Genomic DNA, 25551 nt, shown 5'->3' on the forward strand with positions numbered 1-25551 from the left:
CCGAGCCTGCTGGATGCGCGACTTCGCCGGCGTCGAACCCCGACTGGATCGAAGCTGCGCCCCGTGCCGAAGAAGCGGCTGAGAACCATGCCCGTCTCCGTCAACGAAGTGCCTCCAGGGCGTGGGCCACCCGCTGATGCTCGGCCGCGATCGCCGACACCAGGCTCGGCATCTCGGCAAGGGCACCTCTATGGGACTCGGCCTGCCTGCACAGATCCGCCATCGTGACCGCGCCGAAGGTCGCGCCGAGGGTGCCAAGGGTGTGCGCCGCCCGGTGAGCCTCGGTCGCGTCCACCCCACGCAGGGCGGCAAGCAGCGGGGGCGTCTCGGCCAGGAAGTCGTCCACGAGGCCGGACAGTGTCCCCGGGCTGTCGCCGACGAGCTCACGCAGACTCATCACGGCTGCGGAATCCAGGACGCCGGCACGGGGGCCGGACAGCGCCCGGGCCAGTTCCGTCCGCTGCAAGGGCTTGGCCAGGTAGTCGTCCATCCCGGCGCTCAGGCAGGCCGCCCGGTCCCCGGGCATGGCGTTGGCGGTCAGGGCGATGATCCGCGGACACCTCTCGCCCAACCGCTCGCGGATCTGTCGGGCGGCCGAGAGCCCGTCCAGGTCCGGCATCTGAATGTCCATCAGAATCAGGTCGTAGTCGCCCTCCAGCGCGGCGGTCACCGCCTGTGCACCGTCGCCGACGACGTCGGCCTGACACCCGAGCTTGTCCAGCAGGAGCAGGACCAGTCGCTGGTTCACCGAGTTGTCCTCGGCCAGGAGGATCCGCAACGCGGAGGAGGCCGGCACGAAACCGTTCGGGGCCGCGCGCATCGGGTCCGGCGCCGGGGCAACGGCTGCGCCCGCCCGCAGGCTGACGGTGAAGGTCGAACCGTGCCCGGGCGTGCTGACGGCACCGATCGTTCCGCCCATGAGCTCGGCCAGGCGCCGGCTGATGGCCAGGCCGAGGCCCGTGCCGCCGTAGCGCCGCGTGGTGGACGCGTCGGCCTGGGTGAACGGGTCGAAGATGCGCTCGAGGCGGTCGGCCGGGATGCCGATCCCGGTGTCCCGAACGGCGAAGGTCCAGGTGTAGTCGCCCTCGGGCAGGACGTCGGCGGCGACACTGACCACCACCTCACCGCGTTCGGTGAACTTGACCGCGTTGGCCAGCAGATTCACCAGCACCTGTCGCACCCGGGTCAGGTCCCCGAGCAGCGCTTCGGGCACCTCCGGCGCTATCGCGTGGCGCAGCGTGAGGTGTTTGGCGGCCGCCTGTGCCGCGACCAGACCCAGCGCACTCTGGACGCAGTCGACGACGCGGAAAGGGGCCCGCTCGAGCTCCAGGCGCCCGGACTCGATCTTCGAGAAGTCGAGGATGTCGTCGATCAGCAGCAGGAGTGAGTCGGCGCTGTCGCGGACGATCCCGGCGAACTGGCGCTGCTCGGTGTCCAGTTCGGTCTCCAGCAGCAGCTCCGACATGCCGATCACCGCATTCATGGGTGTGCGGATCTCGTGGCTCATCGTGGCGAGGAACGCGCTCTTCGCCGTGTTGGCGCTCTCCGCGGCCGCGGCCGCCTCGCGCAACGCGTCGGCGACCCGGACCCGGTCGACCACCCGGCCCAGCTGCGCACCCACCTCCGCCAGCAGAGCCAGCAGTCGCTGATCGGGCTCGGCACGCCGCGTGTTGAAGTACTCCAGCACGGCGACCACGTCCTCCCCGGCAAGCACCGGGAACGCCATCCCGGCGCCCAGCCCGACGGCTTGCTCGGCGCGCAGGAAGCCCGGATCCCGCGTGATGTCGGTCATCCAGACCGGAGCCCGGGTGGCCAGCACCCGCCCGCCCAGCCCGACGCCCGCGGTGAGCGGGGTCCGCGCAGTGGCGGCGCGGAAGCTCGGCGAGCCGCCGTGCCAGATTCCCGACGGGACCAGCACGTCGCCGTCGCACCAGTACACGTGCCCCACCTGCCAGCCGGTGCACCGGCAGACCAGATCGAGCACCTCACGCGCCGCGGCCGGCAGGTCGGCGGCGGAGTTGGCGGTGGCGGCCACTCGGTGCAGCAGTTCCAGTTCGTCCGTGCGCTGCCGGATCCGCTCGGCCATCCTGTTGAACCGGCGGGCCAGGGTACTGATCTCGCTGACTCCCGCGACCGGCGCGCCGACGTCGTGATCGCCCGCAGCCACCCGTGCAGTGGCGGCATCCAACGCGAGGATGGGGCGGATCACCGCCCGACGCACGGCCGCGGCAGCCAGCGCCACGGCGACCAGCAACAACAACCCCACCGCGACTGCGGCGGCCGACCACTCACGGGCGCGGCTCACGGCCCGGTCGGCGTCCTGCTTGGTGCGGTCGTCGACCAGAGCGAACACCTCTCCGATCGGGGCCATGATCTCGTCCTTGGCGTGCAGGTAGTCGACGTCGTAGACCAACCCGGTGGCCCGGTCCCGGTTCGGGCCCGGGGTCCTACCTCCGGCGGCGACGAGCGCGAACGCCTGCTCCTCGATCCGCGCCAGGGCATCGGAGCGAGCCTGGGCCACGGCGAGCAATCCCAGTTCCGGCTTGGTGAAACCGGTGCGGGCGGCCAGTTCGGCGAAGCTGATCGGTGGGCCGAACGGCGTCGGGCGCACACCGGTGTCGGTGACGACGTCCCAGTAGACGCGGTCGTAGTTCTCCGGACGCGGCGCCGTGCCGGCGCGGATCGCGAGGATCTCGGAGAACCAGGTCCGGTACTTGCTGTCGCCGGTTGCCACGTAGCTGCGAGCCATGCGGGTCAGGTCGTCGGACGTCTGCCGAAGTTCGCCCGCCAGTCGAAGGGCCGCGGTACGCCGCGTCTCGGCCGCGGCCGCCCCGTGCGCGCTGCGCTCGGCCAGCAGGCTGAACGTCAGCAGCACGGCGAGAAGCACGGCGCCGGCGCCGACCGCGGCGCCGACCAGGCCACGCAGCGATCTGGGGCGCAGGGAGCGTCTCATCGGCCGGCCGCCGAACGGGTCCGGACGATCTCGGCCCGCAGCGCCGTGATCTCCTCGCGCAACGCGGTCTCCCGGGCCCGGACCTCCTCGGTCAGCCGCTGGAAGCGGCGCAGGTCGCCACGTTCGGTGTCGCGCAGTCGTTTGGTCGCCAGGGAGGACCGCAGCCGAGCGCGCAGGACCGCCGCGCTGAACGGTTTCGGGAGGTAGTCCGTGGCACCCAGGTCGATGCAACGCACAACACTCTCCAACTCGTGCACGGCGGAGATCATGATCACTGGAAGATGGTTCAGCGCCGGGTCGGACTTGATCGCGTCCAACGTCGCGTAGCCGTCCAGCACCGGCATGAGCAGGTCGAGGAGCACCAGATCGAACTGCTCCTCGCCGAGCAGTTCCAAGGCCCGCTTACCGTGTTCGGCTACGCGGACCTGGTGGCCGAGTTCACCGAGCGCCTCGCTGAGCAACCGTCGGTTGATGCCGCTGTCATCCACCACGAGCACCCGGCCCGGCTCGTCCGCCGGCTCGGTCGCGCTCGGCGCCGCGGGCTGGATCATCGGCTGCGGCGGCTCCCAGGCCAGGTCCGGGTCCTGGCGCAGGATTGCCTGCTCAAGTGCTTTCAACGCAGCGCTGGGTTCCAACCCCAGTTCTTCGTTGAGGACCCGCCTGCCGGCGCGGTACGCGGCCAGCGCGTCCGCCTGACGGCCGGATCGGTAGAGCGCGATCATCAACTGGGCTCGCTGCCGCTCCCGCAAGGGATGCACCTGGACCCGATGCTCCAACTCCGCGACCACCGCCCCGTGGCGACCCAGCGCCAGCGCGGCCTCGACCCGGTTCTCCAGGACGCTCAGCCGCAGCCCTTCCAGCCGGGCGGTCTCGGCCTGGGCGAAAGGCAGATCGGCGACTTCGCTCAACGCGGCACCCCGCCACAGCACGGTGGCGGCGGACAACAGTTCGGCGGCCCGTTCGGCGTCGTCCTCGACCAGGGCCGTCCGACCCAGTTCGGCCAGCCGGACGAACTCGTCCGCGTCGATCGAGCCGGGCTCTGCCCGCAGGACGTAGCCCGGTGCTGCTGTCACCAGGACCGCGGCCACGCCGCCGCGGGGGCGGTCGGGTTCGAGTACTCGACGCAGGTTGGACACGAACACCTGAACCGTCGCGGCAGCCCGAGCCGGTGGGTCCCCGGGCCACAGGTCGTCGATCAGCTGATCGAGTGGCACGACGCGACCGGCGCGAACGAGAAGTGCCGCGAGCAGGGCTCGCTGCTTGGGCCCGCCGATGTCGAGCGCAACACCGTCCCGCACCGCCTCGAGGCGGCCGAGCAATTTGAATTCGATCAGCGCTAGGCCCTCCCGCTCACGCCGCGAGACCAGCTGGATTCCACTCAATTGTGCGACGCCACGGTTTCCGTCTTGTTTCCGTCAGGTCACCGAAATGGTTCGTACTGCGTCGTTTAGTGGACGTTTGGCAGTCACTTAGCGCCGCCCGTTCTACTCGTCCGGGAGGAGCAACCGTTGAACGGAGAACCCGTGACCGAGCAGTTGATCGCCAGCGTCCCGCCGCCGCGCCTAGAGCCGAATCCACCGGTCGCAAAGGCCAAATCGACATCGGAGACCTTGGAGGACTACACCCTTCGCTTCGCGCCGCGCAGTTACCGCCGCTGGGGCACCGGCGTCGTCGCGATCTCCGCACTCGGCGGCATCGCCTATCTGGCCGACTTCGCAATCGGCGCGAACATCGGAATTTCCTACGGCACCGGAAATGCTTTGATCGGCATCGGTATTTTCGCGGTGGTGATCTTCCTGACGGGATTCCCGCTCGCGTACTACGCGGCCCGTTACAACATCGACCTGGATCTGATTACCCGCGGCTCCGGATTCGGGTACTACGGATCGGTCGTCACCAACGTGATCTTCGCGAGCTTCACCTTCATCTTCTTCGCGTTGGAGGGCTCGATCATGGCCCAGGGGTTGAAACTGGGCCTGCACATCCCACTGGGGTTGGGATACCTGGTCTCGACGCTCATGGTCATCCCACTGGTCATCTACGGGATGAAGGCACTGGCGAAGCTCCAGCTGTGGACCACACCGCTGTGGCTGTTCCTGATGGTCGTCCCGATGGTCTACCTCTTGATGAGCCACCCCGACTCGGTCTCCACGTTCTTCGCCTACGGCGGCAAGGATCACCGGGGTGTCAACGCCGGATCGGTGATGCTCGCCGCCGGGGTGTGCCTCTCGCTCATCGCGCAGATCGCCGAGCAGATCGACTACCTGCGCTTCATGCCGCCCAAGACGCCCGAGAACAGCCGCCGCTGGTGGGCCGCGGTGATCACCGCCGGGCCCGGTTGGGTGTTCTTCGGTGCGATCAAGCAGGTGATCGGCCTGTTCCTCGCCGTCTACCTGATCGGCAACATCGCCCAAGGCGCGGGGGTGGCCAACGAGCCGGTGCAGCAGTTCCTTTCGATCTACCAGAACATGATGCCGCACTGGGCCGCGCTGACCTTGGCCGTCGCCCTGGTGGTCATCAGCCAGATCAAGATCAACGTGACCAACGCCTACTCGGGCTCACTGGCCTGGACGAACTCGTTCACCCGAGTCACCAAGACCTACCCGGGGCGACTGGTGTTCGTGGTCTTCAACGTGGCCACCGCGTTGGTCCTGATGGAGTGGAACATGTTCAGCGTGCTGAACACGATTCTCGGCTCCTACGCCAACTGCGGCATGGCCTGGATCGTCAGCGTGGCCTCGGACATCGTCTTCAACAAGTACCTGCTCAAGCTGTCGCCGAAGGTCCCGGAGTTCCGCCGCGGCATGCTCTACGCCGTCAACCCCGTCGGTTTCGTCTCGATGACGCTCTCCGCCGGCCTCTCGATCATGGCCTTCTTCGGCCTGCTGGGCTCCTGGATCAAGCCCTACTCCCCGATCGTCGCGGTGCTCATCGCCCTGGTTCTCCCGCCGGCCCTCGCGGTAGCCACCAAGGGCAAGTACTACCTCCGCCGCACCGACGACGGCATCGATCTGCCGATGTTCGACTCCTACGGCAACCCGTCCGGCGTTGAACTGACCTGCCACGTCTGTCAGACCGCGTACGAGCGGCCCGACATGCTGGCCTGCAGCACTCACGACAAGCACATCTGCTCGCTGTGCCTGAGCACCGACAAAGTCGGTGACCACATCCTGCCCGCTATGACCTGAGCTCCACGGTGATGCCGCCGAAGTCCGCTCCATGGGGCGAAGTCCCGGTCAGTCGAGCGAGGTCAGCTCCGGCACCTCGTCGCGGTCGAGGGCACCACAGGCGAGCGCACGTTCCAGGAAGGTGAGCAGCGCGCGCTCGGTCGCGGGCTCGTCGAGGAACCCCGAGCCGGCGCGGCCCCGATAGGCAGCGAGTCGGGCCCGCGCCGCGGGTGCCCCTGCGCGCAGGTGCCCGAGCGTGACCAGGTAACGGCAGGGCAGCTGAGCCGGGTGCAGGTCCCAGCCCTGCGCGATCCCCCAGCACAGCGCGCGCCGCACGACGCGCGCCTGGATGCGCCAGGCGGCCAGTACGGACTCGACGTCCCCGACCGGTAGTACGTTCGACGAGCCGTCGACGACCCGAACACCTCGCCCAGCCGCCGCAACCTGCAACACCGCCTTGGCGTGCTCCGCGGCCGGATGGTCCGCGCGCTGTTCGTCGGGGTCGATCCCGAGGGCCGCGGAATAGTCATAGGTGCCGTAGTGCAGGCCGTCGCAGCGCCCGTCCGCGGCGGCGATCAGCGCGACGACCGTGGCAGTGCCGTCCGCGCCGAGGACGGCCTCGGGCAACTCGACCTGCAGCTCGCAGCGCAACGCGCCGGCCCGGAGCCCGTAGGTCTCCTCCAGCCGAGCGAAAAGCCTGCCGAGGGCCCGAACCTGGTCCGGATGCGACACCTTCGGCAGGGTGACCACCAAGTCGCGCGGGTCGCCGCCGGTGGCCACCAGCGCCGCGAGGAAGCCGGCCAGGGTGCGCACGGCTCGCCCTCTGGTCGGCGCCTCCATGCTCTTGACGCGAATCCCTGACGTCGTGGTCTGCCGGCGCGTCGCCGCCAACGCCGCACCAGCGGCAGCCGCGGCCGCGTCCTCCTCAACATCGGATCGCGTGCCGTAACCGTCCTCGAAGTCGATCCGCAGATCCTCGACCGGGTCGGCGGCCAGCTTGGCCACAACCCGGGGCAACACCGCGGCGAACAGATCCGGAGCCAGACCCAGCGCCTCCGGCAGATCGGGGTGGGCTGCAAACGCGGCAAGCGCCGCCCGCGCCGCGGCGCCCCAGTCCGCCACGGTGCCGGCCCGGTAGGTGTCGGCCGAGACGTAGCAGGTGGAGATCGGTTGCCGCCTCGTCGGCAGCGGCCTGCGAGCGGTGACTGCGGCGTCGGCGGCACCGAGCAGGTCGTCGAGTTCGGCAAGAAGCCCATCGGGGGTTGGATCTGAGGTCATGTCAGGTTCCGGTGAGATGCTCGGGACGCACGGGGACACGACGAAGCGCCAACCCGGTGGCCGCCCGGATCGCGGCGACCACAGCCGGGGTGACCGAGATCGTCGGCGCCTCGCCGACCCCGCGAAGCCCGTACGGCGCGTGCGGGTCGGCCAGTTCCAGGATATCGACGCTCATCGGGGGCATGTCGAGAATCGTGGGGATCAGGTAGTCGGTGAACGACGGGTTGCGCACGATCCCGTCGACGATCTGCATCTCCTCCATCACGGCCAACCCGAGACCTTGGGCCGTGCCACCGTGGATCTGGCCCAGTACCGCATCCGGGTTCATCGCCCGACCGACGTCCTGCGCGCAGGCGAGCTCCACGACCCGCACGAGGCCGAGCTCGACATCCACGTCGACGACCGCGCGGTGCGCCGCGAACGCGTACTGCACGTGCGCGAATCCCTGCCCGGTAAGGGGCTCCAGCGCCATCGTGGGGCGGTGCCGCCACTGCACAGTGTGCTCGACGGCATCGGTGCCGAGCAGCTCGGCCAGCTCGATCCGGCCTGCGGGATGGCGAACGAAACCACCGGGGACCAGTTCGAGACCTGCCGCGACCGAGGGGTCGGTGAGGTCGAGACCGAGCAGACGCGCGGCGCGCGCGAGCACCTCGGCGCGCACGGCCTGGCACGCCGCCCGCACCGCTCCTCCGGTCACGTAGGTCTGCCGCGACGCCGAGGTGGAGCCCGCGCTGCCGATGGAGGTGTCCGCCGGATGCACCACCACGTCGGCGACGCCGAGTTCCGTGCGCACGATCTGTGCCTGCACCGTGATCAGTCCCTGGCCGACCTCGGCGGCGGCGGTGTGCACCGCGACCGAAGGCATCCCACTGACGGCCTGCAACCGGACTCGGGCCGTCGAGTGGTCGTCGAATCCCTCGGAGAACCCGACGTTCTTTATGCCCACCCCGTAGCCGACGCCGCGGCGGATTCCCTCACCGCGTGAGCTGCCCGCGACCCCGCCTGGCAGCCGACGCTGGTCCGGGTCGACGCCCAACGGCGGCGGCAACGGCCGGGCCGCGACCCGCCGCAACAGCTCCGCGACCGGGGCGGGGCTGTCGATCACCTGCCCAGTCGGCATCACCGAGCCCTCGGACACCGCGTTGCGGATGCGCAGCTCCACGGGGTCGACCCCGAGCCGCTCGGCGATGGCGTCGAGTTGGCTCTCATATGCGAATGCCGCCTGCACTGCGCCGAATCCGCGCATCGCTCCGCACGGTGGGTTGTTCGTGAACACGGCATAGGCGTCGATCTCGACGTTGGGCACCTCGTACGGGCCGACGCCGAGGGTGGCCGCGTTCCCGGCGACCGCGGGCGAGCTGGAGGTGTACGCCCCACCGTCGAGCACGATTTTCGCGCACACGTAACGGATCCGACCGTCCGCGTCGACGCCGTGCTCGTAGCGCATCCGCGCCGGGTGCCGGTGGACGTGGCCGAAGAAGGACTCGTTGCGTTTGTAGACCATCTTCACCGGGCGCCCCGTGCGCAGGGCGAGCATGCTCGCGTGCAACTGCATCGAGAGGTCCTCGCGCGCCCCGAACGCACCGCCCACGCCGGCCAGCGTGATCCGAACCTGATCCGGCGTCAGACCGAGGCTGCGGGCGACCTGGTCGCGGTCCACATGCAGCCACTGAGTTGCCACGTAAAGGTCTATGCCGCCGTCCTGGGCGGGCACCGCGAGGCCGGACTCCGGACCGAGGAAGGCCTGGTCCTGCATGCCGACCTCGTACTCGCCGATCACCACTACCGTCGCGGCGGCGCGTGCGGCGGCCATGTCGCCGCGCCGGATCGGGACGTGCCGGACGAGATTGCCCCCCGGGTGCACATGTTCTGTGTCAGGTTGCAGCGCTGCGATCGGATCGCAGATCGGCCGACGCACCTCGTAGTCGACGACGACGGCGGCCGCGGCGGCGCGGGCGGTCTCGGGGTGATCGGCGGCGACGATCGCGACCGGCTCGCCCTGGTGCCGGACCTCGCCGAACGCCAGCACCGGCTGGTCGGCATGCTCGAGGCCGTAGGTGGGGCACCCGGGTACGTCCTCGGCGGTGAGAACCGCGCTCACCCCGGGCATCCGCAGCGCCGCGGCGATGTCGATACCGCGGATGCCCGCCCGGGGGTGGGGACTGCGAACGGTGGCGCCCCAGAGCATGTGCTCGTGCCACAGATCCGAGGAGAAGACGAATGTCCCGGCTACCTTGGCCGGACCGTCCGGACGCGACGCCGACGTGCCGATACCGTCGGCGAGCCCGGGATCCGCCTGCACGCGGCTGCGCGCAGTCACCGGCGCTCGCGCAGCTGTCCTGCTGCCCGATGGACGGCGTCGATTATCTTCTCGTACCCCGTGCAGCGGCACAGGTTGCCGGCAAGGGCTTCCCGCACCTCCAGTTCTGACGGTTCATCAGATCTGGAGAGCAGTTCGTGCACCGCAACGACGAAGCCGGGGGTGCAGAAGCCGCACTGGACCGCCCCCGCTGCCAGGAACGCCCGGCCCACGAATCCCCGGTCGTCCCCCGCGCTCAGCCCCTCGACGGTGACGACCTCGCGTCCGTGCGCCTGGCCGGCGGCCACCAGGCACGAGCAGACCGGCAGGCTGTCGAGCAGAACCGTGCAGGAGCCGCATTCCCCCTGCTCGCAGGCATTCTTGGACCCGGGCAGACCCATCCGTTCGCGCAGGACGTGCAGTAGGCTCTCGCCGCCCCAGCCGATCTCGACGGTGGTCGGGACGCCGTTGACCGTGAGCCGCAACATCAGTGCGCTCCCGTGGCGAGCGCCGGCGCGCGGAGCCAATCCACCGCGCGCCGGGCCAGAACCTCGAGGGCATGGCGTCGGTATGCGGCCGAGCCGCGTTGGTCGTCGATCGGACGCGCCGCGGCGGCGACCAGTTCGGCGAAGCGGGCCACCGCCGCCCGTGGCAGTGCGGCGGGCTCCCACCCGATCGCGTCGAGTGCGGTGGCCAGCTGCTCCTCCGCCGCCGCCGCGCACACCGGCGTGGGTGCGGCTGAACCGATACCGGTACCAACCCGACGGGCGAGGGGATCGACGCACAGCGCGAATGAACACACGGCGATGACCATCGCATTGCGGGGCCCGACTTTCGCGAAAGTCTGCATCGGACCGGTCACCGGGACCTCGACCGCCACGATCAACTCGTCCGGCGCCAGCGCACTGCGGCCCGGTCCGACGAAGAATTCCGCAGCGGAGATCTCCCGCGACCCGCGAACCGAGACGACCCGGACCGTCGCGCCAGTGGCGAGCAGGACAGGGTGCGCGTCGCCGGCGGGCGAGGCCGTTCCGAGGTTCCCGCCGAGGGTGGCCCGGTTGCGGATCTGCGGCGAGCCCACGGTGCGGGCGGCGGCGGCCAGCGCCGGGAGCCCTTCGCCGAAGCGGTCGACGATCTGGGCAAAGGTGATGCCGGCGCGCAACGTGATCTTTTCCGGCGTCTCCTCGTAGCCGCCCAACTCGGCGAGCCCGTCGAGGTCGAGCAGGGCCGCCGGGCGGTGGTCACCGAGATTGAGCTCGACCATCACGTCGGTGCCACCAGCTATCACCAACGCATCGGGTCGTTCCGCCCTCAGCCGCAGGGCCTCGCCGAACGAGCGCGGGCGCAGGAACTCCATGCCCTCACCAGGCCCGAAGGTCGGCGGCGGTTCCGGCACGCAGCACGGTGCCCTCGATGAGGCCGTACGGGCGGTCGGCGGCGGAGAAGACCGTGCCGGGATTGTCACGACCGAACGGGGCCAGATCGGCGAGGAAGTGGTGCCGGTTGGGCAGCGCCAGGCGCACCTCGCCAACCGTCGGCACCTCGTCGATCACCCGTGCCCCCATGGCGAACAGTGTCTGCTGCAGAGATCGACTGTAGGTCCCGGCAAAGGCGGTGAGCAGGCAATCGCGCACACGCCCGTAGCGTTCGTCCCATTGGCCCGGTTCGGTCACGTCCCCGTCATATCGCCATCGGGCGGTGACTGCGGTGGCGAGGATCCGGTCGCTCGCCGGCGCCAGGGTCGTGTACTCGTCGACGGCGAAGCCCGCGAACTCCGAGTCCGTCGTGTTGAGCACGACCAGATCCCGAACCCCACCGACCAAGAGGTCCGCGCCGGCACGGTGCTCGACGTGCACGGTGCGGATCTCGGAGCCGTCACGGCGGAACGAGTGCGGGCCGAGCCGATTCCAGCCGTAGCTCTCGAGGTCGACGAACGAGCCGGTGATGGCGGCCTGGGTCGCCACGAAGTGCCGTGCCAGGCGCAGTGCGAAGGTCTCCGGCGAACCGATGCCGTCGCGGGCGAAGGCATACACGGTGTTCTTCTGCGTGTCCGTGGGCAGCACGGTCGTGTTGTCCCCGGTGAGGTGAGTGGCCGTCAGATCACCGGCGAGCGCAATGCTCACGTTCAGGTCACGCAGGACGTGCTGCTCGCCGTGCCGGTCGACGTGTACGACCCGCGTCTGGGCCTTGCCGTAACGGTTGGGCCCCAGAATCGCGTCGCTCATCCCCGCTCCTCCGTCGCGGCGATGGCGCCCATTATGAGCTCGCTGCGCTCGCTCATCCGGGCGTCCTCTCCTGCAGCCGCGCCGCCACCACTCGATGCCGCGCGAGCATCTCGCCGACATCGGGGTGCGCGGGTCGACCATCGGCCACAAGCACCCGCCCGGCGACCACCGTCTCCCGTGCCGCGATCGGCCCGCAGCGCAACCACGCCTCGATCGGGTCGGACAGCGCGCCGGCGAAGGCGACGCCGTCCTGGGCCCAGACGACGAGGTCGCCGGCAGCACCGGTCGAGAGTTCGCCGATCTCGCCGGTCCGGCCCAGACACGCCGCCCCACCGCGGGTCCCGATCTCGAGCACGTCGCGGGCGCTCAGGCTCGCGGCGCCCCCGCGCTGGCGACCCAGCAGCAACGCCGTGCGGGCCTCCAGCCACAGTGACGCCGCATCGTTCGATGACGACCCGTCACATCCCAACCCCACCGGGGATCCGGCGGCTCGAAGGTCCTGAATCGGGCAGATCGTGCCACGGCTACCACCGGCGCCGAGGATCATGTTCGAGCTCGGGCAGTGGGCGATGCCGACCCCGGCCGCGCCGAGCCGCGCGACCTCGGCGGGGTTCGGATGCACGCAGTGCGCGACCCAGGCCCGGTCGGTGAGCCACCCGACCTCCGCGAAGTGCTCGACCGGGCGGCGGCCGAACCGCTCCAGGCAGAACGCGTCCTCGTCCGGGTCCTCCGCCAGGTGCGTGTGCAACCGGACGTCGAGCCGTTCCGCGAGCTCCGCGGTCGCCCGCATGAGCTCGGGTCGGACGCTGAACGGGGAGCAGGGCGCCAACGCGACCCGCACCATCGACTGTGGTCCGGGGTCGTGATGGCGGGCGACCAGGCGTTCGCAGTCGGCGAGGACCTCGTCGTCGTCCTGGACGACCGAGTCCGGCGGCAGGCCGCCGTCCTTGACCGAGAGACTCATCGAGCCGCGGGTGGGATGGAACCGCAGGCCGACCTCGGCGGCGGCCTCGATCTGTGCCGACCACACGTCGCCACCGCCGTGCGGGGCGATGTACAGGTGGTCCGTGCTGGTGGTCGTGCCACCGAGTGCGAGCTCCACCAGGCCGACCCACGCCGAGAGATACGAGGCCTCGGCGTCCAACCCGGCCCACACCGGGTAGAGGCGCACCAGCCACTCGAACAGGGTCCGGTCGACGACGGGAGCGAACGCGCGGGTCAGGTTCTGGTAGAGGTGGTGATGGGTGTTCACCAGCCCGGGCGTGACCAGGCAACCCGTCGCGTCGATCGTGTGCTTCGCCGCGGGCGCCGGGTCGGGAGCCGCGCCGATCGCGGTGACGACTCCGGCGGTGATCGCGACCCAACCGCCGGGCAGCTCGCGGCGCTGCGCGTCGCAGGTCGCCAGCAGGGCGGCGTTGTGGACCACGAGGTCGACCATCAACTTCCCCGGTAGGTCGAGTAGGCGAACGGGCCGAGCAACAGCGGGACGTGGTGGTGCTCGTCGGCCGCGGTGATCTCGAACTCGACGGTGATTTCCGGGAAGAACGACGCCGTCCCCGCGGCGGCGAAGTAGGTGCCCGTTTCGAAGACGAGCCGATGGCGGCCGGCCGGCGGGGTGCCGGGGGCCAACCAGTCCCGCAACCGCCCGTCGGCATCGGTGTGTCCGCGACCTGCCGTGGCCCAGGAGCCGTCGGCCTGTCGCGAGTCCAGCCGCACCGAGATTCCGGCGGCGGGCCGACCGGTGGACGTGTCCAACACGTGGGTCGACAGGCTCATCCGGCACCACCGGCACCGGCCCACAACCGAAGCAGCCGCAGGCCGGTGATCTCGGCCAGCTGCCCGCGGATCGCCGCCTGCTCGGCGACTTCGTTGTTTTCCAGCCGGGCGCGCAGCAGCGCCAACAGCTCGTCTCCGGAGCGGCCGGCGGCCCGGACCAGGTAGACATGACCGAACCGCTCCTCGTAAGCCCGATTGCCCTCCGCGAGGGCGGCGGACAGTGTCGCGTCGACGCCGGCCTGCTCCCGACGCGAGGCGATCGCCTCGGCGCTTTTCCCAGCGGGCCGCTCCCCGATCCTGGGGTGCGCGGCCAGCGCCGGCAGAACATCGGGCCATGCCAAGCCGGCCACGACAGCCGCCGAGGCGGCGACCAGGGTGTCGAGGCTCTGGTAGGGGCGGCCTTGCGCCAGCGCCTGCGCCCACGCCCGCGCGGCGCAGCAACCCGCGATCTGGGCCTCGGCCGCCGCGCCCGGCAGTTCGTTCCACCAACGCAGGCCGGTGTCGGCCAGGGCGTCGGCGGTCGGGTCGCCCCAGAGCCGGATCCGGGCCAGGCCGCCGTCCGGGATGAGCTCGAGCCGGACCTGACGGACAATCAGATCGCCGTCCAGCCCGGCGTCGTGGCCGAACCAGTGCCGGGTGTCCGGCTGGATCGCGGTGCGCGGCAGCAGCGGGTGCCACTGGCCGTCGAGACCCAGCGCCGTCAAGGCCACGGCGGCCGGCGCATTGCCGACGAAGTGCGTGGTGTCGACGACGGCCTGCCGGATCCGGCCCGGCGCCGCGAGTCCGAGCAGGATCCAGTCCGTCCCGCCGTCGCGCCGCCGTCGCGTCTCCCAACCGTCGCCCATGGACACCGCATTGCCCGGGGCGATCGCATGCTCGGGCGGGGAGTAGAAGCGGTCGCTGCAGCCGAGCACGACCCCGCCGTTCTCGGCCGCCGCCAGGTCGACGCTCACCCCGGCCCAACGCCGTGGATCCGACACCACCTCGCCGAGGACGCGCAGGCGGGCGACCCCGCCGTCCGGGTGGATGGTCAGTCGGACGTGGCTGGCCAGCACCGGAGTCGCCACCTCGATGACATTGGCCGTGTCACCGGCGAGATCATGACGCAGCGTCAGGTGTGTCCAGTCCGGGTACGCCGCCACGTCGGCGGCGGCCGGCCACCCGTCGTGCCAACAGGCCTCCAGTTCGCACGAGGTGGGGTAGTTGCCGCGGAAGAACGCGGTGTCCACGACGATCCGACGGATGATGCCGGGCACCCCGAGGCGCACGATCACCCAGTCCTCTCCGGGTGAGCGACGGCGGCGGGTCTCCCAGCCGTCGTAGATCTGCCCGCGCGGCCCCATCGTGTGCGGGGTGAAGGTCGGCGGTGCGGGCTTGACCAGATTCTCCTTCTCGGCGAACGTCTCGTCGTTCGCGAGCAGGACGCTCCCGCCGAGAGCCCGCGACGCGAGATCGACCCAACTCGGGTCCGCGCTCATCGCGGCTCTCCCCGCGACAGCAGCCGGCCCGCCGGCGCCCCACCCGTCACGGTCCCGCCCAACCAGGTGCGGCGCACCACGCCGGAGAGCCGGCGCCCGGCGTACGGCGTGATCGGGTGACGGTGCGCCAGATCGCCGGCGACCACCGTGAACTCCTCGTCCGGCGCGAACTCGACCAGGTCGGCGGCGGCGCCCGCAACGATGGCGCCCTTGTCCCCCAGCCCGGCCAGCCGAGCCGGGCCGGGCGACATCCAAACCGACACCTCACCCAGCCCGATGCCGCGCGACCGGGCGGCCGTCCACACCACGGGCAGACCCAACTGCAACGAGGACACCCCGCCCCAGGCCGTCGCGAAATCCCCGACCTCAGCGCCCCGCGGGCGCTTGAGTTCGGGCGGGCTGGGTGAGTGGTCCGAGACCACGGCGTCGATGACCCCGGACCGCAGCCCGGCCCAGAGCGCGTCGCAGTTCGCGGCGTCGCGCACGGGAGGGCAACACTTGAACTCCGTCGCCCCGGGCAGCACCGCCGCCGAGTTGAGCGTCAGGTAGTGCGGGCAGGTCTCCACCGTGACCGGTACTCCCTCGGCGCGCGCCGCGGCGAGCGCCGGGAGGGCCGCGGCGGCGGAAAGGTGCAGTACGTGCACCCGGGCGCCGGTCCGCCGCGCCGCGTCCAGGACTGCCTCGACGGCGGAGACCTCCGCGGCGGGCGGGCGGGAGGCGAGGAACGCCGGGTAGCCGGGGCCGGCAGGCGGTGCGACCGCCAGCACCGCCGCGTCCTCGGCGTGCACGATCAACAGGGCGTCCAGCGCGGCCACCAGTTCCGCGGCACGCAGGAGGCCGGCGCCGTCCAGCGGCGGAAACTCCGGCACGCCGGAGTCGGCGAGGAAGCATTTGAAACCAAACACACCCGCGGCGTGCAGCCCGGACAGCGCTGCACCATCGCCGAGATTGCCCGGCACCACCCCGCCCCAGAACCCGACATCGACGTGGACGCGCCCGGCCGCCGCGGCACGCTTGATCGCGAGCGCTTCCGCGTCCAGCGTCGGCGGCAGGCTGTTCAGCGGCATGTCCAACAGCGTCGTGACTCCACCGGCCGCGGCCGCGCGCGTGGCCGTGGCGAAGCCCTCCCAGTGCGTGCGCCCCGGCTCGTTCACGTGCACGTGGGTGTCCACCAGCCCCGGCAGCAGAACGGCGTCGGTGCCCAACTCCTCGGTCCGCGCCGCGGGCACAGCGGCATCCACCTCCACCACCGCCTCGATGCGGCCGGCGGACACGACCACGGCCGCGGGTCGCTCGCCCGCGGGCAGCATCGCGCGCCGGGCCCGGATCACCAGGTCAGCCGCTCCGCTTGGCATCCCGACACGCTAGCGGCCGAATACCCACCGGACGGCCATTTGCCGGTGCCGCGCGCCCGGCTGCACACGGGAGCGAGCACTTTCAGGCCCGCCACAGCGCCCCGGACTCACTTCGACGACGTAACTACCTGCCGGAGGCCGGACATGACGACCGAAACTTTGCCGCACATATGCCGCGGACGGTCCGCCCCCGGATCGCGACACCTGGATCGAAAAGATTCAGCCCGACCCGTTCACACAGGCCAAGGGTGGACTCGCCACTCGCGTGACGCATCGAGCCTCTCCGCACTCAAACTTGTCGGAAGGGGGCTCTTACCGCAGCCATCCAGGGCCTCGCGTCCTCCCGGACCTCAACGGTACGGTCCAAGTCGCAACTGTCGACGAACGCTGAGGCGGTACACACGGCAGGATGGGTACATGAGCGGACCGAACCAGCGTCACCTGAACTTGCTCGCCGAGCACCGCAAAGGTGTGCTCGTGACGTTGAAGCGGGACGGGCGGCCTCAGCTGTCCAACGTGATCTACGCCTTCGCCGCAACCGGCGGCCGGGTGCGGGTATCGGTGACTGCCGACCGCGCGAAGACCCGAAACGCCGCACGCGACTCACGGGTGAGCCTGCACATCTCGACACCGGATTTCTGGACCTGGGTGGTGGCCGAAGGTGAGGCCGAGCTGACACCCGTCGCCGCCGACCCTCACGACCCCACCGTCGAGGAACTGGTCGCGCTCTACCGCGCACTGTCCGGGGAGCACCCCGACTGGGCCGACTACCGCGCGGCGATGGTCAGCGAGCGCCGTCAGGTGCTCTCGTTCACCGTCACCCACACCTACGGCCAGACGCCGGACTGACGTCGTCTTGCGACGGTCGATCTGAAACTGACAGAGATCGTCGACCGGGTCAGGTCGTTACCGGCGCCCAAGCCAGCCGTTGGGCGCGTCCACCTGCTCTGTTGGGTTGCACGGTCAGGGTGAGCCCACCGTCCCACTCGCCGATCGTGCGGACCAGCGTGGTGCCGATCCAGTCCGGGATCAGCGAAACCGCCACCTGGTGGCGGACCACGTCGCCGTGCCGCGTCCAGGTGCCGGCGTAGGCGATGAACATCCGGGCCGCAGCGCCCCACTGTGCATCGGAGGCCTGATCGGCCCGTACGCCGAAGGACGGGCGGTTCCCGGCGCCGAGCATCGCCGACATCGTGCCGTCGGCGGTGTACATGATCCGGCCGAGCGGAGCCTCACCGAGCGGCTTCTCCACCGTCCCGTCGGAGGCGATCACCTCGAAGGCGGCCAGCGTCCACGTCCCGATCAGATCCACGAACGCAATCCTGTCAGGTCGTAGAGCCGGACCCGGCCAGTTCCCCTGCACACCTACCGTCGCCCGCCGCGGATCCGCATTCCCGGACCGCGCACCGGCGGCGACACTGGCGGCCCACGACGTTCGGCGAAGATCGCGAGAATGCCCGTGCACAGGTGGACGGGCTTCCGGTCGGGCTCGAACCATCGTGACCGCCGGCGAACAACAGCGAATCGGAAGCGGGACGATGCCAAGATGTGACAGACCGTCACTACTGGTGGTCGCCCTCCGCCACCGCTTCAGATCGCCCGTACCTCGACACCGGCAACCGGCGAGGACTCTCCGGCGGCCTCCGTTGGGTCGACGGTCCGTTCGACAGGGAACCGGGCCGGTACCGGCAGGCCGGCGAGGGCCGCGCGGTACTCCTGTTCGGCCTGCAGGCGGGCGGCCAGGGCCCTGCGGGTTGCGGGGCACACGGAGGCGACGGCGAGGTGGTCGAGGTCCGAGGACCGGTCATACCCCATCGACCAGCTCCCCCGTTCCCTCGAACCCGACCCCGCGCGCAGCCCGGTCCAGGCGGAGAACCTGACGTGGGCAAACTCAAGTGTGCGCCGCGTATGTTGCGTCAACATGAACACCACTCACCATTTTGTGGCCGGATGGATCAAAGCAGGCAGTCTTGATCGACCCGGGCGGCTACGGGCCGGGGCCAGGCGTGCTGACTGGCAGTCAGATACCTGTCCCGGCAGGACGTAGATCGACTCGGCCGCCCCCCGTCCCATTGCCGGGACTGGACTGAACGCACCCTTCGTGCGAACATCCGTTCGAACGAAAGGGGTGGGCCGTGCGCCACCAGTGGATCGCCACCAGCGACGACCAGGCCTGGGGACCGTTCTCCAACCAGGCCGAAGCCGAACGCTGGATCGTCAGTCACCACCCGGACGCAACGGCAACCTGGATCAGACCCCCCGACCAAGGGAACGATCTCACCCGAAGCCAAGACCGAGGCGCCGGCGACGCGGGCAACTAGGCGCAGCCTGCTTGAACCCGCGGCCCCAGCACCAAGCCGGCTCAGACTCCTTACGCATCCGACGTTGCGTGCTCTGCCTGGCCCGCGGGGCGGTCAGGGCAGTTGCAGTGTGCGGTCGGCCTCGACGTGGACGGAGTGGTTGGTCGGGTCCTGCAGGTCCGCCTTGATCTCGACAAGTTGGCCGGATCGGAAGCGCCCGTTGCGGGATCGGACGGTGATGTCGTGGGTGCCTGGGGCGCCGGTGCATTCGGGGGTGGTGCGGACGGTGCCGAGGTTGCGGCCGGAGGGCAGGTTGACGGCTACGACGAGGGTTTGGGTGTCGGTGTCGCACTCGTAGGCGAGGGTCACCACGACTCTGGGTCCGGCCGCGCCGGGTGCCATGGCGCCGAGAATGCTGAGTCCGGCGGTCTGCGCTCCGGCGGGCGCGGCCGGCGACAGGGACAGGACTCCGGTGACCGCTGCGGCCAACACGGCGGTGCGCTTCGGCGTTGAGAGTGGCACGGGGCGGGGATTGGGTGTGGACATGTTGCTTCTCCTTGCGATGGGGTGATGTTCCGCTCGGGCGACCGGCCGGGCCGGGCGGTGGTGGTGCTGGGGCGCGGCGTCGCCGCCGGGCCGCACCTGGTCTGACGGTGGGTCAGGCGCCTGCGGGGCCGGCGCCAGTTGGCGTGACAGCCGTTGCCGTTGTGCGTCGACGCCGCAGCTGGATGGCCGAGCAGGGCCCGCTGGTCACCGGGCCGCTACCGGCGACGCGGATCTTGGACGCTGCGAAGAACCTCCCGGTTCCGCCGCCGTCGTCCGTTCGGCTGAGAAAAGAATCATCTGTCCGAAGGAACCGAAACGTCCCACTAGCAGTCGAAGCGTGCATCGGCGACGAGATCACCCGTCGCCATATCAGTTGACGTCCTCGAGGTCCCGCCGCACGACCCGTGAAGCCGCCGGTACGCCAAAGCACCACCGCGCGGTGTTGACGCGTGACCGAACCGGCCGCCACCGAGCCTCGACTTCTTGCCCGAGCGGCAACTGTCATCCACCGCGGTTGCGGGTCAGCGAGGCGGCGGTGGCGTTCTGGCTGCCAAGGAGGATGGTGGCGTCGGGCGTGCCGGCCTCCTCGAGGACGAGCTTCTCGTGCACGTAGAGCGAAGCGGCCTTGTTCGCGTAGGTGGCGATGTCGCGCCCGGCCGCGGTCAACCGGTCCGGCAGTCGATCCCGAGTTCTCGGCCGAGGCGTCGAACTGGCGGGCCTGAACCGGCCGCGCCCGACGGGCACGGCTCTTGCGACCTACGAACGGCTAGCAGGGGGCCGGTGCATCCATGCGGTCGGGAGCCCCGGGCTTCAACAGATAGGTCACGACGATCTCGGCCGGAACCGCACCGTCGTTGCGAGCCAGGTGCGCGGTGTGGGCTGGAACGAACACACCCTGGCCCGCCCGGTAGACCACCGGGGTGCAAGCGCCGGCACGCAGAAAGGTCAGCTCTCCCTTCGTCACGATCGATGTCTCGCTCCCGTCGTGGGTATGCCACCCCGTGGAACCGCCCGGTGGAATCGTCTTGACGAAAACCGAGAACGCCGCCGGACCGCCGGTGTCGAGCTTCACGCCATCCTGGATGAGGCCCTTGCCGAGCAGGACCGAGCCGGCGGCGCTCGGCGTGGGCGACGCCGTCGCGGCCGCCGTCCGGACATCTGATGCACCGTCACCACAGCCGGCGAGGACCGAGACGCAGATGGCGACGCAGGCAATGACCGATCGGTGACTTCGGGGTCGAGAACGCGGCGCGAGCGCACCTGTGGAGTTGGTAGACATTCCTGGCCACCTCGGAGGGAGAGAATTTGAGCCACTCTACGGACCGGCCCCGCCCCGAACGGTCGGGCGCGGCAGACACGGGCCCGACCGACCCGCGTGGTCGGTAGACCTCCGGCCGGTGCCCGGCCCGCACTGTGACGACCTCGCGGGCATCCTCGCCAATTCGGTGGAGCACTCGACAGGGCCCGCGCAGCCCAGACCGGAGGCCGAGAAGCCGTCCGCAACGGTTCGCCGACGCGGCGCAGACCAGCGATCAGCGCGGTGGCGAACGACGACCGACCGCGTCCCCAACGGACCTGACCGGTCGTCAGATCTGCGGGCCGCCTTCACCCACCTTGCCCCGGGCCCGGGGGGAAGACGCCTACGTCGGGCTCTTGCGGGAAGGCCCGAGGACGTGTTCGACCCCGCCGGGGAGCGTAGGGACATCCTCGATTGCGAGTGGGGTCCCGGGCCGGTGTGAATCGTGGTTGCCTGTACCTGTCGGTGGCGGATCCAGGGCGACGTCTCCGGCGGTGTGCGGGGCGATCGGACGGCGAGGGAACAGTGATGGGCGAGGGGTTCGACGACGCGGCCGAGATCAACCGGAAGATCGTGCAGGACGCGTTCGACGCGTGGGCGGCCGGGACCGCCCCGATCAGCGACCTGTTCGCGCCGGAAATGGTCTGGCGCATCGAGGGGACCAGCATCATCTCCGAGCAGTACCAGGACTCGGCGCAGTTCCTCGACCAGGTCCTGTCCCCCTTCGCCGCCAGATTCGCTGCGGGCGAACGGTTCCGCCCAGTCCGGATACGGGCGATCCACGCCGACGCCGACACGGTGGTCGTCCTGTGGGACGGGCACGGCGTCGCCAACGACGGGCTGCCCTACGACAACAGCTACGCCTGGTTCATGACCCTGGCCGACGGCAAGGTCGTCGACGCGACCGCCTTCTTCGACACCATCACCTTGAACGACCTGTGGACCCGAGTGCCACCCGCGGGCTGACCGAGCACGCCGCTGCAGGACCCGACCGGCCCTCAGAACCCGCTTGCAGTGTGCGTTCGGCCTGGACGTGGACGGGGTTGTGGCTGGTGGGGTTGGTAGGGCTGGTGGGGCGAGCGGGACTCGAACCCGCGGCCTAAGGATTATGAGTCCTCTGCTCTAACCGGCTGAGCTACCGCCCCTTGTGGTGCATTCCTGCAGGTCCGACATGGTGTGCTGGTTACTCACCTCCTTGTTGTTCGACCCCTGGGCGGGCCTCGTGCCGGTTCCGTGCCAGATCGCGTCACCGGCCCGCGGCGCATGCCAGCCGTCTGGCACGGTCGAGGTTGTCGGCAACGGCACTGTCGGCGACCCCGGACGCGCAGGACGCTCGCAGGCTCTGCGCGACCACGAGCCTGCAGCCTAGGACCGTCGACCATGCGACGTCGCGGCGCCAGGGCCTCAGCGACCTCAGCCCTGGTCTATGACGGCCGGCATCGCGCGGCCCTCGACGACCTCGTGGGCGAGATCTGTGAGCCGCAGGTTGTGGGCTCGGGCGTGTGAACGCAACGAGCTGAACGCCTCGCCGGGGGTGATCCGTAACCGTTCGGCCAGCACTCCCTTGGCCTGTTCGATCAGCACGCGGGTGTCCAGGGCGGTCTGCAGTTGGGCGAGCAGGATCTCCCGGCGCCGGCTCAGGTCCACCTGGATCAATCCGATGGTGGCGACGTCCACCAACGCCTGACCGATGCGCACGTCGGACTCCTGCAGGCCCCCGACTCGGGAGTGGAACAGGTTCAGCGCCCCGATCGTCTCGGCCCGCAGGCGCATCGGCACCGCCTGCACCGACTGGAACCCAGCAGCCACCGCGGCCGGGGCGAACTTCGGCCACCGCTGCTGGGCGGCGGCCAGGTCGTTCTCGGCGACGGGTTGCCCGCTGCGGGAGCACTCCAGACAGGGGCCCTGGGCGTTCTGCAGCTGGAACAGCTCCAGCAACCGGGTCTCCTCGGTGGTCGAGGCCATCACCCTCAATCGGCCCTGGTTGTCCATCAGCATCAACCCGACCGCGGTCACGTCGAGCAGCTCCGTGCAGCGTTCGACCAGCGTGTAGAGGAACTCGACCAGGTCGAACTCATCGACCAATGTGTCGGCCAGGTCCACGAATGTCTCGGCCAGCCGTTCGGCGTTCACCACGTTCCTCCCAAAAACATCTCACCACCGGTACCCAGGACCTCTCGCGCCCCGTCCGGTTCCACACGTCCATTTTCCGCGAAAGTCACATCGAGGCTCAGCTGTCGTCGAATCGCACGGCGCGGGACACCACATCGGCGGCCAGCTCGGAGAGCAGGCGGGCCTCGGTGAACGCGCGGGCGCGTAGCCTCAGCAGGGCGGTGGGCATGTCCACGCCCAGCTGCACCGCGATCATCCCCGTGGCCTGGTGGATCTCGGGGTGATCCTCCAACGGTCGCCGCCCGCGCCGGTCCGGTTCATAGTCCGAGCCTTCCCCGTCCAGCAAACCCTGCCCAGCGGCAACGCGTTCGTCCAGGCGGTCCAGAAGAAGTTCCAACGCGATCGCCCCATACCCGATCGCGTCGGCCAACATGTCCGGGTCCAAGCCGCCCGGACGATCGAGATAGGCCGCCAACACACCGAACCGAGCTGCGCCGATCCGGATCGGAACCACGCAAAGCGAACAGACCCCGACCGCCACCCCCGCGGGCCCGAACAACGGCCAGCGGACCTGCGACTCGGCGGCCGCGAGGTCGCCGATCAGCAGTGGGCGACCGGATGCGAGGGTCTCCAGCGAGGGACCCTCACCGATGGTGACCTGTAACTCCTCGGCTACCCGCCCGAGGCGACCGTATCCGGCGATCATCTCCGCGCCCAACCCGGAGCTGGGCACCGACAGCGCCACCGCGCTGACCTGCAACTGCCCCGCCGCGGCACGGCACAGCGCGTCCAGGTCGACCGGATCCCCGCGGCCCGCCGCGCCGTCCGCGACCTGCGCCCACAGCCTCGCCCACCGGTGCGCAGCGGGTGTATCGGCGGGGGAATCGAAGTCAGTCATCCAACCCGCGCACCGTTCGCACGCCTGAGCACTGTTAGCGGCAGCATGGCGGTCTCCACAAGCGGAGGTCGCCGGGCTCCGGGGCGACGGGTGCGAGGTAAGGAGGTGCTCGCCGAAGGCTACGCCCACCCGGCAGGCTGGCTTGGTCGCCGGGCACTCGAGCGGCCGCCCCGTCGGCCACCGGTGGTCGTTCCGGCCTCGCCCCGCCGTGTAGCGGCGTCTTACCGGAGCCCTGAGGTGCAGCCGACGTTTCGGCGAGCAGCGCCGCCCGCGCAGGCGCGGGCAGTGCGGCGCTCGAGCCGAAAACGGCGTCCGGCCGGGGGATTTGTCCAGGCCGCTTTGTCCAGGCGGCACAAGTTATGACGGACCGTCAGATGGGGTTCATTCAGATTATGAGTCCCCTGCACTGACCGGCTGAGCGACGGCCCCGGCGTTGTCGCTGAGGGCCACGAAGTGAAGCTCCCGCGACAGGACTTGAACCTGTAACCTGCCGGTTAACAGCCGGACGCTCTGCCGAATTGAGCTACGCGGGATCGTCTTGCCGGGCCGAGGCCCCGCAGACCGAAGGTCAGCCTAGCGCACTTCGCGCGGTGACCCGCCGCGGTTGCCTCAGGCGCGTCGCCGGTCAGGCGAGGTACTCCCGCAGCTCCGCAGCGGCCGGACGGTGCCGCAACTTCGCCAGGGTGTTGGCCTCGATCTGGCGGACCCGCTCGCGGGTCACCCCGAAGATCTGGCCGACCTCCTCCAACGTGTGCGGGTTGCCGTCGTGCAGGCCGTAGCGCATCTTCACGACGCGCTTCTCCCGCTCGCCCAGGGTCTCCAGGATCGACTCGAGATCCGAGCGGAGCATCGAAACTGCCGCTGCGTCAGCCGGGGACAGCGCTTCGGCGTCCTCGATCAGGTCGCCCAGCTCCGAGTCCTCCGCCTCACCGATCGGGGTGTGCAGCGACACCGGGTCCTGCGCGAAGCGCAAGGCCTCGATGACCCGCTCGGTGGTCAGGTCGAGCCGGAAGGCGATCTCCTCCGGATTCGGCTCGCGACCGGTCTCCTGGTGCAGGACCCGCTGCAGCCGAATGATCTTGTTGATCATCTCGACGACGTGCACCGGGACCCGGATCGTGCGGGCCTGGTCGGCCAACGCGCGGGTGACGGCCTGCCGGATCCACCAGGTCGCGTAGGTCGAGAACTTGTAGCCCTTGGTGTAGTCGAACTTCTCCACCGCGCGGATCAGGCCCAGGTTGCCCTCCTGGACCAGGTCCAGGAACGGCAGGCCGCGGCCTGCGTAACGCTTGGCGATCGACACAACCAGACGCAGGTTGGCCTCGATCAGCTGGCGCTTGGCGCGGGCGCCGTCGCGCTCGATGATCAGCAGCTCGTTGTGCAGCGTGGCGTCCATGACCGGCTCGGAGGTCAGCTTCTCGGCCGCGAACACCCCGGCCTCGATCCGCCGGGCGAGCTGGACCTCTTCCGCCGCGGTCAGCAGTCGGACACGACCGATCTCGCGCAGGTAGTGCCGGACCAGGTCGGTGGCCACGACGGAGACCTGGGCGACCGGGGCCTCGTCCTCCTCGTCCTCCTCGACCAGCTCACCGGTGGTCGGCTCGACGGGTTCTTCGCCTGCCTCCTCGGGCGCCGCCTCATCGGTGGGCTCGGTGGCCTTGGCCCGACCGGCCGGAGCCGGGACGTTACGGAGCAGCTCCCGACCGTCGAGCAGGGCGACACCGGAGGTATCAGGCGCGGGCTGCGTGACGATGCGTTCGCCGTCCCGTGCGGCTCCGCTCGACGCGGAACCGGCGACTGAACCGGCATCTGCGGCACGAGACGACGTGGCGCGGGCCACGGCCACCCCCCTGGATACGAAGCCCTG

Annotated in this window: 22 protein-coding genes and 2 tRNA genes; 3 read left to right on the forward strand and 21 right to left on the reverse strand. The window is 70.2% G+C overall.

Annotation, left to right across the window (positions count from 1 at the left end):
- Positions 1–100: 100 nt before the first annotated feature.
- Both VHU88_08825 and VHU88_08830 read right to left on the reverse strand, forming a co-directional pair.
- Positions 101–2953, reverse strand: coding sequence for an ATP-binding protein (locus tag VHU88_08825; protein HEX3611774.1), 2853 nt, complete (start codon positions 2951–2953; stop codon positions 101–103).
- Complete coding sequence (locus tag VHU88_08830) at positions 2950–4335, reverse strand: BTAD domain-containing putative transcriptional regulator (protein HEX3611775.1); 1386 nt, start codon at positions 4333–4335, stop codon at positions 2950–2952. The genes VHU88_08825 and VHU88_08830 overlap by 4 nt, the downstream gene beginning before the upstream one ends.
- Before the next feature lie 141 nt (positions 4336–4476).
- On the opposite strand from VHU88_08830, the gene VHU88_08835 reads away from it, so the two are divergent.
- On the forward strand, positions 4477–6141 hold the full coding sequence (locus tag VHU88_08835; GenBank protein ID HEX3611776.1) for a hypothetical protein: 1665 nt from the start codon (positions 4477–4479) through the stop codon (positions 6139–6141).
- 48 nt (positions 6142–6189) lie between these two features.
- Here the strand turns inward: VHU88_08835 and VHU88_08840 are convergent, their stop codons facing one another.
- The 9 genes from VHU88_08840 to allB are packed head-to-tail and all read right to left on the reverse strand — an operon-like array spanning position 6190 to position 16531.
- A complete protein-coding gene (locus tag VHU88_08840; protein HEX3611777.1) occupies positions 6190–7398 on the reverse strand; it encodes an aldolase/citrate lyase family protein in 1209 nt (402 codons plus the stop codon).
- Between the two features lies 1 nt (position 7399).
- Positions 7400–9718: a xanthine dehydrogenase subunit D gene (gene pucD, locus VHU88_08845; protein HEX3611778.1), complete on the reverse strand. Its 2319-nt coding sequence runs from the start codon at positions 9716–9718 to the stop codon at positions 7400–7402.
- The gene (locus VHU88_08850; GenBank protein HEX3611779.1) at positions 9715–10185 is read right to left on the reverse strand and encodes a (2Fe-2S)-binding protein; all 471 of its coding nucleotides are present in this window, start codon (positions 10183–10185) and stop codon (positions 9715–9717) included. Before VHU88_08850 ends, pucD begins: the two co-directional genes overlap by 4 nt.
- Entirely contained in the window at positions 10185–11054 is an 870-nt protein-coding gene (locus VHU88_08855) for an FAD binding domain-containing protein (GenBank protein ID HEX3611780.1), read from the reverse strand. The genes VHU88_08850 and VHU88_08855 overlap by 1 nt, the downstream gene beginning before the upstream one ends.
- Before the next feature lie 4 nt (positions 11055–11058).
- Positions 11059–11922, reverse strand: coding sequence for a urate oxidase (gene pucL / locus VHU88_08860; GenBank protein HEX3611781.1), 864 nt, complete (start codon positions 11920–11922; stop codon positions 11059–11061).
- A gap of 52 nt (positions 11923–11974) precedes the next feature.
- A complete protein-coding gene (locus VHU88_08865) occupies positions 11975–13360 on the reverse strand; it encodes an 8-oxoguanine deaminase (GenBank protein ID HEX3611782.1) in 1386 nt (461 codons plus the stop codon).
- Positions 13360–13698 (reverse strand): hydroxyisourate hydrolase, encoded by a 339-nt coding sequence (gene uraH, locus VHU88_08870; protein HEX3611783.1) that lies wholly within the window; start codon positions 13696–13698, stop codon positions 13360–13362. The genes VHU88_08865 and uraH overlap by 1 nt, the downstream gene beginning before the upstream one ends.
- Positions 13695–15176 carry an allantoicase gene (gene alc / locus VHU88_08875; protein ID HEX3611784.1) on the reverse strand — a complete coding sequence of 494 codons (1482 nt, stop codon included), beginning with the start codon at positions 15174–15176 and terminating at the stop codon, positions 13695–13697. The genes uraH and alc overlap by 4 nt, the downstream gene beginning before the upstream one ends.
- Positions 15173–16531 carry an allantoinase AllB gene (gene allB, locus VHU88_08880; GenBank protein HEX3611785.1) on the reverse strand — a complete coding sequence of 453 codons (1359 nt, stop codon included), beginning with the start codon at positions 16529–16531 and terminating at the stop codon, positions 15173–15175. The genes alc and allB overlap by 4 nt, the downstream gene beginning before the upstream one ends.
- A 417-nt stretch (positions 16532–16948) precedes the next feature.
- Here allB and VHU88_08885 point away from each other — a divergent pair, with 417 nt between their 5' ends.
- Positions 16949–17380 carry a PPOX class F420-dependent oxidoreductase gene (locus VHU88_08885; GenBank protein HEX3611786.1) on the forward strand — a complete coding sequence of 144 codons (432 nt, stop codon included), beginning with the start codon at positions 16949–16951 and terminating at the stop codon, positions 17378–17380.
- A 49-nt stretch (positions 17381–17429) separates the two neighbouring features.
- Here VHU88_08885 and VHU88_08890 read toward each other — a convergent pair whose 3' ends face one another.
- From VHU88_08890 to VHU88_08910, 5 genes are all read right to left on the reverse strand, one after another.
- The gene (locus VHU88_08890) at positions 17430–17843 is read right to left on the reverse strand and encodes a lipocalin-like domain-containing protein (GenBank protein ID HEX3611787.1); all 414 of its coding nucleotides are present in this window, start codon (positions 17841–17843) and stop codon (positions 17430–17432) included.
- 278 nt (positions 17844–18121) lie between these two features.
- Positions 18122–18346, reverse strand: a complete 225-nt coding sequence (locus VHU88_08895; protein HEX3611788.1) for a hypothetical protein — start codon at positions 18344–18346, stop codon at positions 18122–18124.
- Between the two features lie 599 nt (positions 18347–18945).
- Entirely contained in the window at positions 18946–19353 is a 408-nt protein-coding gene (locus VHU88_08900; GenBank protein ID HEX3611789.1) for a hypothetical protein, read from the reverse strand.
- Positions 19354–19878: 525 nt separating this feature from the next.
- Entirely contained in the window at positions 19879–20121 is a 243-nt protein-coding gene (locus tag VHU88_08905) for a hypothetical protein (GenBank protein HEX3611790.1), read from the reverse strand.
- 22 nt (positions 20122–20143) lie between these two features.
- Positions 20144–20656 carry a cupin domain-containing protein gene (locus VHU88_08910; protein HEX3611791.1) on the reverse strand — a complete coding sequence of 171 codons (513 nt, stop codon included), beginning with the start codon at positions 20654–20656 and terminating at the stop codon, positions 20144–20146.
- Between the two features lie 546 nt (positions 20657–21202).
- Between VHU88_08910 and VHU88_08915 the strand changes: the two genes are divergently transcribed.
- Positions 21203–21640: a nuclear transport factor 2 family protein gene (locus VHU88_08915; protein ID HEX3611792.1), complete on the forward strand. Its 438-nt coding sequence runs from the start codon at positions 21203–21205 to the stop codon at positions 21638–21640.
- 102 nt (positions 21641–21742) lie between these two features.
- Here the strand turns inward: VHU88_08915 and VHU88_08920 are convergent.
- From VHU88_08920 to rpoD, 5 genes are all read right to left on the reverse strand, one after another.
- Positions 21743–21819, reverse strand: a tRNA-Ile gene (locus VHU88_08920).
- A 268-nt stretch (positions 21820–22087) separates the two neighbouring features.
- Entirely contained in the window at positions 22088–22807 is a 720-nt protein-coding gene (locus VHU88_08925) for a GAF and ANTAR domain-containing protein (GenBank protein ID HEX3611793.1), read from the reverse strand.
- A gap of 97 nt (positions 22808–22904) precedes the next feature.
- The gene (locus VHU88_08930; protein HEX3611794.1) at positions 22905–23684 is read right to left on the reverse strand and encodes a GAF and ANTAR domain-containing protein; all 780 of its coding nucleotides are present in this window, start codon (positions 23682–23684) and stop codon (positions 22905–22907) included.
- A 459-nt stretch (positions 23685–24143) separates the two neighbouring features.
- Positions 24144–24217: transfer RNA gene (locus tag VHU88_08935), tRNA-Asn, on the reverse strand.
- Between the two features lie 92 nt (positions 24218–24309).
- The gene (rpoD, locus tag VHU88_08940) at positions 24310–25524 is read right to left on the reverse strand and encodes an RNA polymerase sigma factor RpoD (GenBank protein HEX3611795.1); all 1215 of its coding nucleotides are present in this window, start codon (positions 25522–25524) and stop codon (positions 24310–24312) included.
- Positions 25525–25551 lie beyond the last annotated feature (27 nt).

This window comes from Sporichthyaceae bacterium (assembly GCA_036269075.1).
Classification (GTDB): domain Bacteria; phylum Actinomycetota; class Actinomycetes; order Sporichthyales; family Sporichthyaceae; genus DASQPJ01.

Coding starts and splice junctions, on each gene's coding strand:
- VHU88_08865 (HEX3611782.1), bottom strand. CDS start 13,360: ATGGTCGACCTCGTGGTCCACAACGCCGCCCTGCTGGCGACCTGCGAC.
- VHU88_08915 (HEX3611792.1), top strand. CDS start 21,203: ATGGGCGAGGGGTTCGACGACGCGGCCGAGATCAACCGGAAGATCGTG.
- VHU88_08930 (HEX3611794.1), bottom strand. CDS start 23,684: ATGACTGACTTCGATTCCCCCGCCGATACACCCGCTGCGCACCGGTGG.
- VHU88_08850 (HEX3611779.1), bottom strand. CDS start 10,185: ATGTTGCGGCTCACGGTCAACGGCGTCCCGACCACCGTCGAGATCGGC.
- allB (HEX3611785.1), bottom strand. CDS start 16,531: ATGCCAAGCGGAGCGGCTGACCTGGTGATCCGGGCCCGGCGCGCGATG.
- VHU88_08840 (HEX3611777.1), bottom strand. CDS start 7,398: ATGACCTCAGATCCAACCCCCGATGGGCTTCTTGCCGAACTCGACGAC.
- VHU88_08825 (HEX3611774.1), bottom strand. CDS start 2,953: ATGAGACGCTCCCTGCGCCCCAGATCGCTGCGTGGCCTGGTCGGCGCC.
- VHU88_08910 (HEX3611791.1), bottom strand. CDS start 20,656: ATGTCTACCAACTCCACAGGTGCGCTCGCGCCGCGTTCTCGACCCCGA.
- alc (HEX3611784.1), bottom strand. CDS start 15,176: ATGAGCGCGGACCCGAGTTGGGTCGATCTCGCGTCGCGGGCTCTCGGC.
- uraH (HEX3611783.1), bottom strand. CDS start 13,698: ATGAGCCTGTCGACCCACGTGTTGGACACGTCCACCGGTCGGCCCGCC.
- VHU88_08885 (HEX3611786.1), top strand. CDS start 16,949: ATGAGCGGACCGAACCAGCGTCACCTGAACTTGCTCGCCGAGCACCGC.
- pucL (HEX3611781.1), bottom strand. CDS start 11,922: ATGAGCGACGCGATTCTGGGGCCCAACCGTTACGGCAAGGCCCAGACG.
- VHU88_08855 (HEX3611780.1), bottom strand. CDS start 11,054: ATGGAGTTCCTGCGCCCGCGCTCGTTCGGCGAGGCCCTGCGGCTGAGG.
- VHU88_08895 (HEX3611788.1), bottom strand. CDS start 18,346: ATGGGGTATGACCGGTCCTCGGACCTCGACCACCTCGCCGTCGCCTCC.